9 protein-coding genes and 2 pseudogenes are annotated in these 12,262 nt (G+C 61.6%); 5 read left to right on the top strand and 6 right to left on the bottom strand.

Annotated elements, in window-relative coordinates; genetic code table 11:
- The first annotated feature begins 175 nt into the window (after positions 1-175).
- A complete protein-coding gene (locus tag LO787_RS26325) occupies positions 176-334 on the top strand; it encodes a hypothetical protein (protein WP_476739347.1) in 159 nt (52 codons plus the stop codon).
- A gap of 31 nt (positions 335-365) precedes the next feature.
- Here the strand turns inward: LO787_RS26325 and LO787_RS04375 are convergent, their stop codons facing one another.
- The 3 genes and pseudogenes from LO787_RS04375 to LO787_RS04365 form a co-directional block, all read right to left on the bottom strand.
- Positions 366-611 carry a hypothetical protein gene (locus LO787_RS04375; RefSeq protein ID WP_232496438.1) on the bottom strand — a complete coding sequence of 82 codons (246 nt, stop codon included), beginning with the start codon at positions 609-611 and terminating at the stop codon, positions 366-368.
- The gene (locus LO787_RS04370; RefSeq protein ID WP_232496261.1) at positions 547-759 is read right to left on the bottom strand and encodes a helix-turn-helix domain-containing protein; all 213 of its coding nucleotides are present in this window, start codon (positions 757-759) and stop codon (positions 547-549) included. The genes LO787_RS04375 and LO787_RS04370 overlap by 65 nt, the downstream gene beginning before the upstream one ends.
- Positions 760-1,069: 310 nt before the next feature.
- Positions 1,070-1,392 (bottom strand): annotated as a pseudogene (locus tag LO787_RS04365) (transposase); the annotation flags it as partial.
- A gap of 65 nt (positions 1,393-1,457) precedes the next feature.
- On the opposite strand from LO787_RS04365, the pseudogene LO787_RS04360 reads away from it, so the two are divergent.
- Both LO787_RS04360 and LO787_RS04355 read left to right on the top strand, forming a co-directional pair.
- A pseudogene (locus LO787_RS04360) lies at positions 1,458-1,795 on the top strand (transposase); the annotation flags it as partial.
- Between the two features lie 268 nt (positions 1,796-2,063).
- Positions 2,064-3,068, top strand: a complete 1,005-nt coding sequence (locus LO787_RS04355; protein ID WP_232494628.1) for a LacI family DNA-binding transcriptional regulator — start codon at positions 2,064-2,066, stop codon at positions 3,066-3,068.
- 29 nt (positions 3,069-3,097) lie between these two features.
- Here the strand turns inward: LO787_RS04355 and LO787_RS04350 are convergent, their stop codons facing one another.
- The 3 genes from LO787_RS04350 to LO787_RS04340 all read right to left on the bottom strand — a co-directional run bounded on the left by LO787_RS04350 (position 3,098) and on the right by LO787_RS04340 (position 7,934).
- Positions 3,098-4,063, bottom strand: coding sequence for an alpha/beta hydrolase (locus tag LO787_RS04350; protein ID WP_232494627.1), 966 nt, complete (start codon positions 4,061-4,063; stop codon positions 3,098-3,100).
- A gap of 41 nt (positions 4,064-4,104) precedes the next feature.
- A complete protein-coding gene (locus LO787_RS04345; RefSeq protein ID WP_420847788.1) occupies positions 4,105-6,732 on the bottom strand; it encodes a glycoside hydrolase family 3 C-terminal domain-containing protein in 2,628 nt (875 codons plus the stop codon).
- A gap of 104 nt (positions 6,733-6,836) precedes the next feature.
- Positions 6,837-7,934 carry a glycoside hydrolase family 43 protein gene (locus LO787_RS04340; protein ID WP_232494626.1) on the bottom strand — a complete coding sequence of 366 codons (1,098 nt, stop codon included), beginning with the start codon at positions 7,932-7,934 and terminating at the stop codon, positions 6,837-6,839.
- 182 nt (positions 7,935-8,116) lie between these two features.
- Between LO787_RS04340 and LO787_RS04335 the strand changes: the two genes are divergently transcribed.
- The gene (locus tag LO787_RS04335; protein WP_232494625.1) at positions 8,117-10,066 is read left to right on the top strand and encodes a sialate O-acetylesterase; all 1,950 of its coding nucleotides are present in this window, start codon (positions 8,117-8,119) and stop codon (positions 10,064-10,066) included.
- Between the two features lie 63 nt (positions 10,067-10,129).
- Entirely contained in the window at positions 10,130-12,211 is a 2,082-nt protein-coding gene (locus LO787_RS04330; protein WP_232494624.1) for an alpha-L-arabinofuranosidase C-terminal domain-containing protein, read from the top strand.
- The last annotated feature ends 51 nt before the right edge of the window (positions 12,212-12,262 follow it).

Here is a 12,262-nt window from a genome sequence, read left to right as displayed (position 1 = left end):
GCGGCGTCGTTATGACCGTCTCATGAGATTATCGTCATCAGGCTGGCGTTCTCAATCGGACGGTTACCCTGCAGCATTGTATGCAGCAGGAATTCGTCCCGGTCGGAAGCATACTCACGTGCCGGTTGCGGCTAGCGCCTTATTGGTCAGTTGCTGATCTCGAAACAAATGCGACATTCATGCGCGCGGCAAGGCGGGCTATGCTCAGCGCACCACCCAGTCCTTCGTGGACGATCCTGAAGCTGAGACAGATTTCGAGTTTCAGGACCTAGCGGCGCAGCATGTCGGTGCGGGCTCCGAACGCATCGAAATTGGTACCTGCCTTCGCTGCTAGCGTAACCGATCGCTTGCACCCTATTTACGCGTCACAGGAAGGCAAGCTTGGTGGGCGGGCAGATCTGGCAATTGCGGCGGGAAAGGATGTTTCCGGCGTATCGACTGTCCTCGGTGTGCGTGCGAGTCTCTGATTTTCCATAAGATGCATGATCGGAGGGAGAGGCGAAAAGTTCGGGGCGTGGAATGCGCGTGGCCGCGCCCGAGCAAAATTCAAAACTGAGATGTGCTGTCGAACCTGCGATCTTCAGCCCATTTTTGAAGATCGGCTTGGTCATACAGAACTCGTCTTCCAAATTTTCTGAATGGGGGTCCTCCTCCTACAACCCTTTGTTTCTCAAGTGTCCGAGGGGACAAGCGGAGGAAATCTGCAGCTTCAGAGTTGGTAAGGAAAGAGTTGGAATTCCTAATGTCGTCGCGGTCCATCTTGCTTAGGAACCTTTGCTTCTTGAGGAAGGTATAGGCGTCATGGTTTTGCATGAGCCATTCTTCAGGAGACGTACATAGGGAAGGCATTTAACTGCCGGTTGTGACATTTCTCGCCTCTTATTGCTTCAAGCTTTTCCGCGGGCGTCAAAGACGAATTTCGACTTAGGGTGTCGAGATCGAAGCTGATCAATTGCGCGCCTCTCCAAAGACGTTGTCCATCCACCGCCCTCGACCATCCATGTTGATGCGGACCTCGGCCTCGCGCAGCACGCTGGTGAGGCTAGCGAAGTAAACTGGCTGCCCTGAGGTGAGCAGGTTCGACCATCGCCCGCCTCCGGTCCACGCTCATCGACCGAAGGTTTTCGCTAAAAAATCCCGTTCGACGACCAGTTGCCCGATCTTGGCGTGCAGCTTCTCCACCTCGCTCTCGCTGACCGCCTTGGCCGCATCGCCGGCGCCGGAGAACGTGCTCGCCATCCCATCAATGGCCTGGCGTTTCCACGAGGCGATCATCGTGTGGTGCACGCCGTGCTTGGCCGCCAATTCCGCCAGCGTCAGGTCGCCCCGGATCGCCTCCAGCGCAACCTTGGCCTTGAAATCCGCGCTGTAGCGCTTCCTCGTCGTCTTCATTCCCGTACCATTCCATCAGGTCGGGAGTAGCTTAACACCCTGTCGAGAAAACCGGCACTACCTCAGACCGTGATGGCGCCATTGACCTGCTCAAGGATGTACGCTGGCGCTTCCCTGGCTGAGTCATATCTTTGCCAATGGCGGTTACGCCGGTGACAAACTCAGGAAAGCCCTCTCCAGCGCGGGGGATTGGACGATCGAGATCATCAAGCGCTCCGATCGAGTTAAAGGCTTCGAAGTCCTGCCCCGCCGTTGGGTCGTCGAACGCGCATTCGCCTGGCTGGGCCGCTGCGGCCGTCGCGCCAAGGACTGGGAGGCAACCGTTGCATCCTCAACCGCATGGGCCACGATAGCATCCATCAAAAAGCGCATCTGCAGAGCCGCAAGCTATTGCTACACTTGAAGAACTTTTGAATCAGGCACTAAGACTCTCGTTATGACCGAGGGACCGCAGGGGGGGCAGGTCAATGCCGTAACTCTTCTTGCTTACGCTTTGGCTGGCAGGCAATATTCCGTTCGAGAGGGTTGTGTGACGCCGATGCTTGTTATCGTTAACGTACTTTTGGTCAAAAAGGGCACAAATGAAGACTGGCCAGTATGATGCAAACGTCCGCGGTCGACGGGGAGCGCCAACGATCATAGATGTCGCCGAACACGCAGGTGTCTCCCCCATGACAGTCTCCCGCGTCATCAATAATCACATTGGCGTTCGCGAACTTACACGGCAAAAAGTCGTACGTTCCATCAATGCCTTGAATTATGCTCCAAACCCGGCGGCGCAGTCCCTCGCGGGGGGTGACGAGATGCGCATCGGTCTGCTCTACAGCAATCCCTCGTCATCTTATCTCAGCGAAGTGCTTGTGGGTTGCCTCGCAGAAGCAAGCCGTAGCAATATGGACCTGACGGTCGAACAATTTGACGATGCAATTAAACTCGATGAATTGGTCGATCGCCTGAGGCGTGGGGGGGTGAACGGGATAATTCTGCCTCCTCCGCTTTGCGACTCGCCCAAAATCCTGGCAGCGTTTCAGGCTGTCGACCTGCCGACCGTCCTCATGGCCACTGGTACGGGCCCAACAGGGACTGCGGCCGTGAGCGTCGATGATTTTCGCGCCGCCTACGAAATGGCAACCCATATCGTCGGGCTCGGGCATACGCGTATCGGATTCGTGCGTGGCAATCCAAACCAGCGCGCCAGTGAATTGCGGTTTAAAGGCTACGTGGCGGCGTTGGAAGCGGCAGGGATCGTTCCAGAAAGCATGTTGGTGGCGCAAGGCTACTTCACGTATCGTTCGGGACTGGATGCTGCGGAACAAATCCTTGACCTGACCAATCGTCCAACCGCAATTTTCGCGAGCAACGACGACATGGCCGCCGCCGCGGTGGCTGTCGCCAATCGTCGTGGCCTTGACGTACCGGGCGACCTGACGGTCTGCGGCTTTGACGACACATTGCTCGCGACCACGATCTGGCCGGAACTGACGACCATTCGACAGCCTATCAGCGACATGTCGCGCACCGCGGTGAATCTGATGGCGCGCCAGTTGCGCGGCGGCACCGCTTTTGCCGGGCAGGACGGGACGCAAGGCACACATGTCCAACTCGACCATTTCCTGATCCGTCGGCAATCAGATGCCGCCCCGCGCCGCCGGCCCCGCCATCGCGACGGCAGCTGAGGCGGCGGACAGCGGGGCGTCGCGGGAGTTCAGTTGCGGCGTCTGAGCATACCGTGCATATCCAGCCATGCGACGAAGGCATCATACCAACCGGTGCTGGTGGTCGCCTTCTTGTACATGCCAAAGCCATGCCCGCCGCGTTCGTAGAGGTGAAATTCAACGGGGCGTTTCGCGGCCCGCCAGCTATCTATCAGCTCGAAGCTCTTGTCTCCGAAGAGGGGGTCGTCCGCAGCGATCACGACAAAGAGAGGCGGCGCGTCGGCAGAAACAGTGGCCGGACCGAGCGGGCCGTAGATGTTGCCAATGAAAGCGGGCTTGGCATCATGGGCTTGCAAAGCGGTCGCCATCGTCAGCATCGCACCGGCGGAGAAGCCGATCATTCCGATACGGTCGGGATCGACGTTCCAGCCTGCCGCACGCTTGCGGATCAAGGCGAAGGCCGCACGGGCATCCTCGATCTGCGGCGCAAGATCCGCGGCGGGGCCCGTCGCAGCGATCTTAGGCGCAGACTTGGGAATGCTGGAGAACATTTCCTTCATCGCGCGTTCGAAGCCAGGCATGTCCGCCGGGGTCTGCCGCAGCCGATACTTGAGGACAAAGGCAGCGACGCCCCGCCCGGACAAGGCGCGGGCGAGATCCCATCCCTCATTCTGCATGGAAAGAGTGCGGAAGCCGCCGCCCGGGGCGATCACGACGGCGGCCCCCGTCGCACGCGCCGGATCAGGAAGGAAAGGCGTCAGCGTTGCGATCGTGACGTTGCGCGTGAACGTGCTGCCATATTGATTGTACCAAGTCTCCTTCACGGTTTTGCCTGGCAGTGGGCCGGTGTCGAGGACGATCGCATCGGGTTGTGGGGGCGCGGCAATGGGAGTCATCGCGTCCTTCGCCTGTGCCAGTGCCAGGCCCGGCAGGCCGGCAGTGAGGACGACGGCGAGGATGCCCGCCGCGATCGACCTGCGGCTGATCGGGCTAAACGAGGTGCTGCTTTGACGCATGAGTGCCTCTCCTTAACTGGGTAGATTGTATTGCCGGACAGTCACTTCGGTAGGGATACCTTTCTGGCAACCGTATAGGCCGCGCTCTGCTGTTGGGTGGTGGTGCCCGGCTGGCCGCTGCCGATCGTGACCTGGTAGCTGCCGGGGATCATCGCCCGCTCGCCGTCCCGGGTGACGAAGCTAAGGTCGCGTGGGGACAGCATGAATTCAACGGATCGGGTCTCACCCGACTTCAGCGAAAGGCGCTGGAATCCGCGCAATGCGGTTCGCGGGGCCCCGTCAAAGCCCGGCGGCGTCAGATAAGCCTGCGCGACCTCTTCGCCGGCGCGTTCGCCGGTATTCGTCACCGAAGTGCGCACGCGAAGGCCGTTCTCGATGGAACCGCCGATGGGCTCGACCGTCAAAGGTGCATAGCTGAACGTCGTATAGCTCAGGCCATAGCCAAAGGGATACACCGGCGTTCCCCGGAAGTACCGATAGGTCCGTCCTTCCATCGTGTAGTCACTGAAGGACGGAAGGTCGGCAACCGACTTGTAGAATGTCAGCGGCAAGCGGCCACCGGGGTTCGTCTTGCCTGCGAGGACGTTCCCGATGGCAAGACCACCTGCCTGTCCCGGATACCATGCTTCCACAATGGCGGCGGCGTTGTCTTTTGCCCAGGAAAGATCAACAGCGCTGCCGTTCATTGCGATCAGGACGATCGGTTTGCCCAGTCCCTTGGCCTTTTCGAGGAAAGCCCGCTGGTCGGCGGGAAGGTCGAGCGTGGTGCGATCGCCTCCCGAAAAGCCCTCGACGGTCACGGGCATTTCCTCGCCTTCAAGATCGGAAGTCAGGCCGACCACCGCGACAATGACGTCTGCATCCCGGGCTGCGGCGGACAGGTCACGGTCAAGGCTGTCGGTGATCCGCTTCCAGAAGATCGCGGCACCGGCGGGGTTGCCGCTTTCGGCCTGCAGCCGGATCGGATAACGCTGGCCCTTCACCAGGCGGACGTCTGTCAGCTTCAGCGGCTCGGCCCAGCGCGAATACTCGGTGGCGGCGATGATCGGCTTGCCATTCATCGCGATCTCGCCCTTTACGCCCGTGAGTGCAAGGCGATACAATCCGGTCTCCGGGGCTTCGAGGTAGCCCGTCCACACGACTTTGTTTCGTTCGGAAATCTGGCGGAATTCCGATGCGCGCGATACGATGCCGGTCTCGGTGCGGGTAAGCGCCGGTTTCGACGCAAAACCGTCAGAACCCTGGGCGTTGAAGTATTCCGCGCGGATACCAGGCTTGCCGTCGGGCGTCCGCAGAGCGCTGCCGGGTACCAGATCGCCATCGGTGATTGAGGCGGTGAATGGCACGACGGTGACCGAAGCGCTGTCGAAGACCTGCTTCAGACCTTCCGCGACGGAGATCGGCGTTCCACTGCGCGAGGATGAATAATTGCCCCGCAGCACCCGGGTGGCATCGGCCAGTGGTCCAGCGACTACGATGCGGGAGCGAGGTTTGAGTGGAAGGATGCCCCCTTCGTTCTTCAGGAGGACAAGGCTTTTTTCCGACGTCGCAAGCGCCAGGGCCTCATGCTCGGGTGTGCCGATGGCCCGGACCGGCGTTGCGTTGGGTCGCCGGGAGGACAGACCCGGCAGGTCGCCGTTGCGGTAGCGCGCCGAGAACAACCGCACGAGTGCCGTATCCATGTCGCTGACCGACATGTAGCCATGGTCCAGCGAATCCCTGTACCGCTGGCCGAGACCCTTTTTGCCTGCGACGGTGCCATTGTTGCATTCGTTGTCGACGCCGCGGCGCAGCGCGACGGCTACCCCGGTCGCGGAATCGGGGGCGTATTTGTGGTGATCGTAGATGTCGACGACGGCGTCACAGTCGGATACGACGTAGCCCTTGAAGCCCCAGGCATCGCGCAGATAATCCTTCAGCAACATCGGGCTGCCGCAGGCTGGTTCCCCATCGACGCGGTTATATGCGCACATTACCGAACCTGCCTGGCCTTCGACGATCGCAGCACGGAAAGCGGGAAGGTAGGTATCCTCCAGGTCGTGCGGCGTGGCGAAAATGTTGTCGATGTGGCGCGTTGGCTCGGGACCGCTGTGAACCGCGAAATGCTTTGGTGTGGCGACGACATCGGGCAGCGCCGGATTGTCGCCTTGCATGCCGCGCACGAAAGCAACGCCGATGCGCGCTGTCAAGAACGGGTCTTCGCCGTATGTTTCCTGGCCGCGGCCCCAGCGCGGATCGCGGAAGATATTGATGTTCGGCGACCACGTATCCAGCCCGGTGCCGATGCGTCCCAGATGCCCCGTCTGGCGCCCCAACGTGTGCAGTGCCTGAACTTCGGTGCTGATCGCGGAAGCCACGTTCTGGATAAGCGGCGCATCGAACGTCGCGGCGAGGCCGATGGGTTCAGGAAAATTGGTGGTGGGCACCGCTCCGATCGCGCCATGCAGGGATTCGGTCCACCAGTTATACGCCGGAATACCGAGCCGGGGGATCGCCGGCGCGACATTCAGCAACTGATCCACTTTCTCGTCGATCGTAAGTTGGCTGACAATGGCGCGGGCCTTGGCGTCCGCCTCGGACCACGGATCGTCGGCCTGAGCATAGGCAGTGGTGGCGGTGCCGGCCAGGAAAACAGCGCTCAAGGTACGCGTCATGAATTTATGCGTCATCGCTCATCCTTGCGAAAGGTGGGACCGTTTGGAACGAAAGCGCAGAGTCCGACTGCGCCGTGTTCGCGACTGTCTGATCGGACCCATTGCCGGTGGGCAGGGCGTCAGGGTGCTTTGGGCGAAGTGAACGGATTGATCGTGCGGATGGTCCCGTCCGCAGCATAGTGCAGTTCGGTTACCTTCACGTTGCGTAGCCGGGTCTGACCCGACAGTTGGCTATCTGCATAGAACAGCCACCAGCGCCCGTTCCACCGGACGATCGAATGATGGGTCGTCCAGCCTTCTACCGGTTCAAGGATTCGCCCTTTGTAGGTAAACGGACCATAAGGAGATTCGCCGATGGCGTAGACGAGATAATGCGTGTCACCCGTCGAATAACTGAAGTAGTACTTGCCCTTGTATTTGTGCATCCAGGATGCTTCGAAGAAGCGGCGGTCGTGATCGCCACCCAGGAGCGGCATGCCCTTTTCATCGAGGATTTGAACCGGACGCGGCGGTTCGGCGAATTCAAGCATATCGCCGGTCATGCGCGCGACGCGCGGTGCCAGTGCGGGCTTGTCGTCCTGCCCCAAGTCGGTCTTCGATCCATTCGGGTCGAAACGACCGTTGACGTTGCGCTGCAACTGGCCACCCCATATTCCGCCGAAATACATGTAGCTGGAACCGTCGTCGTCGGTGAATACGGCGGGATCGATCGAATAACTGCCCTTGATCGGGGCGGGCTGCGGCTTGAAGGGGCCCATCGGGTTGCGCGACGTGGCGACGCCGATGCGGAACGCGCCGTCCCGGTCTTTCGCCGGAAAATAGAGGTAATACGTGCCGTTCTTGACCGCCGCATCGGGCGCCCACATCTGCTTGTCCGCCCAGCCGACGTCCTTCACGTCGAGCGCGACGGGCCCCACCCTGACCGGGCCGCCGATCTTGTCCATGGATAGGACCCGATAGTCCCGCATTTCGAAGTGACTGCCGAGATCATCCTGTTTCGTCGGCCCATCGACATCGTGGCTGGGATAGACGTAGATTTTGCCGTTCCAGACATGCGCTGACGGATCGGCGGTATAGATTTCCCTGACGAGCGGCTGAGAGAGATAATCGGGCGCCGCGCGCCGAACCGGGCTCGCATCCTCCGACTTTTGCGTCTGCTGCCCGCAAGCTGCGGCCAGCACCGTTATCGTCAATACGCCCGCTGCCCATCGCTTCATCTTCTCTCTCCCGTTATTACCCGCAAGGATAGCGTTGCCGGTATGATAGCGCAATCAGCAGAAAAGCATTATATTAGATTGCGATAACAATAACGCTTGTCGGCACCGGCAAAATGGGGTTTCGTCGCTGTCGCGGCAAAAGCGCAACAGGCGGAGTCGCACTGTAACGGGAGAATGGACGAGTGCCGCGCCAAACGCATCGGCTTCTTGCAGCCGCCCTCGTCGCGCTGGGAGCTGAACCCTCGTTCTCAGCCACGCTAGACCCACAGTTCAGTGATCATGCGGTAATCCAGCGCGGCCACCCCGTCACTGTAACCGGCCGCGCCGATGCGGGCGAGACGGTGACCGTCACACTGGGTCAGGCCGACCGGAAAGTACTTGCCGACAAAGCCGGTCGTTTCGCCGCGCGATTTGATCCTCCGGGAGCGGCCGGGCCGGTGGCGCTTTCGCTTCGGAGCGAATCTGGCGACGCGGTTGCCCGCGACGTGGTGGTGGGCGACGTCTTCCTGTGCTCCGGCCAATCCAACATGGAGCTTGAAACGCGCAATGCCCAGGATTCGGCGGGACAGATCGGCAAGTCCGCCGATGAAGGCCTGCGGCTGTTCCTCGTTCCGCGCGCGGTCGCCGAAATGCCGCAGCGCGATTTCGCGCGAAGTGTCAGCTGGAAAGCCGCCGGGCCGGACACTGTACCCGAATTCTCCGCCGTCTGCCTTTACATGGCTCAGGCGTTGCGGGCCTATGCCGGGGTGCCGGTGGGAGCCATAGCCAGCAGCTGGGGCGGCTCGCAGATCGGTGCCTGGATGGGCGAGGGTGCCCAAGCCACGATTGGACGGGCCGACCAGACCGCGATGATGACGCTTCACGCCCGTGATCCGATCGCCGGAGAGCGCGCGGCCTCGGCCACGTGGGAAGCTTGGTGGCGGCGGGAAACGGGTGACGTTGCGGGCAGCGAGCCGTGGCAGGTCGATAGCGCGCTCTCCTGGGCGGGGGTTCCCGGGATCGGCCCCTGGGACAACTGGGGAGTGCCTGCTCTGGTGGATTACAAAGGCATGGTCTGGTTCCGGCGCGCCATCGATCTGACGCCAGAGCAGGCCGGACAGCAGGCTACCCTGTCGCTGGGCACGATGGACGACGTCGGGCGCGCGTGGATCAACGGGAAACCTGTCGGCATGAGCCCCCGCAGCTGGTCGCCGGCGGCGTTCACCGTGCCCCCGGGCCTGCTGCACGCTGGACGCAACGTCATCGTCCTCAACATCCAGAACGGGTATTCGACCGGTGGCCTGCTCGGCCCGTCCGCCGATATCGCGCTGCGATTTGAAGGTGACGACGATGTGGCGCTGGGGGAGGGGTGGGACTATGCCGTTGCCGTGAAGTCGCCTGCCGGGGCGCCGCGCGTTCCCTGGAGCGATGTGACCGGCGCGGGCACCCTTTATAACGGCATGATCGCGCCGCTCGGCGACTTCGGGCTCAGAGGCATTGCCTGGTATCAGGGGGAATCGGATGTCGATATCCCTGGTTACTCGCAACGCATGGCGGCGATGATGGCCGACTGGCGCAGGCAGTTCTCCGCGCCTGATCTTGCTGTCGTCGCCGTTCAACTGGCATCCTACGGCAGGCCTGCCACGCGCCCGGTCGAAAGCGGCTGGGCCGCAATGCGCGCGACGCAACAGCTTGCGATGGCGCAGGACGCGCATGGCGGACTGGCGACGGCGATCGACCTCGGTGATCCATTCGACATCCATCCCGGAGAAAAGCACGAGATCGGCCGACGGGTGGCGATGGCGATGCAGTCCACCGCCTATGGTGACGCCACGCCGCGACTGGGCCCGCAGGCGACAAGCGCGACAGCGACGGCCGATGGCGGAGCGATGATCGCATTTTCGGGGCTTACCGGGCAGTTGCACGCGCGCAGCTCGGCACAGGCAATCGGGTTCGAGCTGTGCGGCGCGGCGGCAGGAACATGCCGTTTCGTCCCTGGTCTGGTCGAGGGTTCGCGAGTAAGGCTGGCGGGTGACGGACTCCCCGCCACGCGCGTTCGCTACGCCTGGGCCGATGCACCGGTCGTCAATCTTTATGACGAGGCCCCGCTGCCGGTGGGCCCGATCGAACTGCCCATCGTATCGGGTCGCTGACCCGTCTTGCATGACAGGGCGCCCGAAACGTCAGTAGCGCGACCAATTTCGAGGGAGAAAGAGATGCGAGGGAATTTACGGCTGGGGGCCGCCTGCTGGCTTACGCTTTCCGGCACGCGAGCACTCGCGCAGCCGATCACTGCGACGATCGACGCCACGATCCGCAGTGCGCCGGTTACCGCTTATGAATACGGCATGTTCATCGAACCCATCGGTGGGCTGGTCAACGAAAGCCTGTGGGCGGAGATGCTGGACGACCGAAAGTTCTACTATCCCGTCGTTCCGCAAGGGCGGGACCCGGTGGTGCCCGACACCGTCGAGGGCCGCAAAGCTCCCACCTTCCGGAAATGGCGGCCGATCGGAGGCGACGATGCGGTCGACATGGACACCCGCGACGCTTTTGTCGGTGCGCAAAGCCCGTCGGTAATGCTGGCGGGAGGCACGCAGCGGGGGTTTGGACAGGCTGGCATCGCACTGGTTGCGGGCAAGGACTACACCGGGCGCATCCAGCTGAGCGGCGACGCTTCGGCCAAAGTCGAAGTCGCTCTGGTGTGGGGCCCCGGCAAGGCCGATCGCCAGATCATCGCGCTTCCCGCGCCGACCGGAGGCTGGACCGAAGTCCCGCTTGCCTTCAAACCGCGCCGTTCATCAGCCGACGCCCGCTTTGAAGTGACCGGGACGGGAGCCGGGTGCTTTCGCGTGGGCGCTGTTTCGCTGATGCCGGCGGACAACATCAACGGCTGGCGGGCGGACACCACCGCGATTGCGCGATCGCTCAATTCGGGGTTCTGGCGGCTGCCTGGCGGGAACTTCCTGTCCAATTGGGACTGGCATCAGGCGCTCGGTCCCCGCGACAGGCGCGTGCCGATGTTCGATCATGCCTGGAGCGCCATGCAGACCAATGACATCGGCATGGATGAATGGATGGATCTGACGCGAATACTTGGGGTCGAACCTTATGTGACTGTAAACGCCGGGCTGGGCGACGCGAACTCGGCGGCGGAGGAGGTTGAATACCTCAACGGCTCAGTGACCACCGAATGGGGGGCCAGGCGCGCCGCCAATGGCCGCCCGCAACCCTACCGGGTCAGGTGGTGGAATATCGGCAATGAGCCTTATGGGTGGTGGCAGATCGGGAAGACATCGCTCGATTATTACATGATGAAGCATAAGGATTTCGCCAAGGCCATGCGGGCCAGAGACCCCGGCATCGTCCTGCTCGCCTCGGGTGCGATGCCGGACCAGTTGAAGCCCAAGGGCACCAAGGAGAACGCCTCCCTCGAAAGCATCCAGCACAAGTTCGGTACGGAAGAGGACTGGACCGGAGGTTTTTTCGCCCGGGCCATGGGCACTTTCGACGGTATCACCGAACATTGGTACGACAGGGGCGAAGATCGGCCCGACGCCTCTCCCCAGCAGGACCTGATCGAATTCGCACGTTCCCCTGCGAACCAGGTGCGGATGAAGGCGGAAGAATGGAAGATTTACCAACAGCGCTTTCCGGCCATCAGGGATAAGGGCATCTTCCTTTCGATCGACGAATACGCGTACATGGCGAAGGATGGGGCGACGCTCAGGTCCGCGCTGGCCTATTCGATGGTGATGCAGGAAATGCTTCGCCACAGCGACTTTCTGAAGATGGCCGCTTTCACGTCCGGAGCATCGACGATGGACATCACCCCGACCGATTCGGTGATGAACACCACGGGACTCGTATTCAAGCTCTACGGTGAACATTTCGGCAAGGGGGTCACCCCGGTCGCGCTTACCGGCAACATGCCCCAGCCTGACCCGCAATATGCGGTCGGTTTCAGCCATCCGAAAATCAACTCCGGCAGCGAGACATATCCTCTGGACATGATCGCAGCGCTGAGCCCGGACGGCAGGTCGCTACGCGTCGGCATCGTCAACGCCACTCTGAAATCCCAGAGCGTGACTTTCGCAAAGTATCCGCGAACGAACGGAGCGGGAAAAGTGTGGCGGCTCGCTGGCCGCACGCTCGACGCGGCAAACAAGGTCGGCAAAAAACCGCAGGTCGCGATAACCGAAAGCCGTGTGCCCCCGCTTGCGGATCAGTTGACGGTGCCGGCGATGTCGACATCCGTTTATGAATACAGGCTGGAAGCCGAACCTTCGGCTCGATAGACATCGTCGAACGACACCTGGATCGCTATAAATGCGGTGCAGGCGTCGTTC

The organism is Novosphingobium kaempferiae (assembly GCF_021227995.1).
In the GTDB taxonomy this organism is placed as follows: Bacteria; Pseudomonadota; Alphaproteobacteria; order Sphingomonadales; family Sphingomonadaceae; genus Novosphingobium; species Novosphingobium kaempferiae.
This window is presented reverse-complemented; position numbering and strand designations above follow the sequence as displayed.

Excerpts from the sequence above, each read along its gene's own strand:
- LO787_RS04375 (WP_232496438.1), bottom strand. The coding sequence starts at position 611 with ATGACCAAGCCGATCTTCAAAAATGGGCTGAAGATCGCAGGTTCGACA.
- LO787_RS04370 (WP_232496261.1), bottom strand. The coding sequence starts at position 759 with ATGGACCGCGACGACATTAGGAATTCCAACTCTTTCCTTACCAACTCT.
- LO787_RS04355 (WP_232494628.1), top strand. The coding sequence starts at position 2,064 with ATGACAGTCTCCCGCGTCATCAATAATCACATTGGCGTTCGCGAACTT.
- LO787_RS04350 (WP_232494627.1), bottom strand. The coding sequence starts at position 4,063 with ATGCGTCAAAGCAGCACCTCGTTTAGCCCGATCAGCCGCAGGTCGATC.
- LO787_RS04345 (WP_420847788.1), bottom strand. The coding sequence starts at position 6,732 with ATGACGCATAAATTCATGACGCGTACCTTGAGCGCTGTTTTCCTGGCC.
- LO787_RS04340 (WP_232494626.1), bottom strand. The coding sequence starts at position 7,934 with ATGAAGCGATGGGCAGCGGGCGTATTGACGATAACGGTGCTGGCCGCA.
- LO787_RS04330 (WP_232494624.1), top strand. The coding sequence starts at position 10,130 with ATGCGAGGGAATTTACGGCTGGGGGCCGCCTGCTGGCTTACGCTTTCC.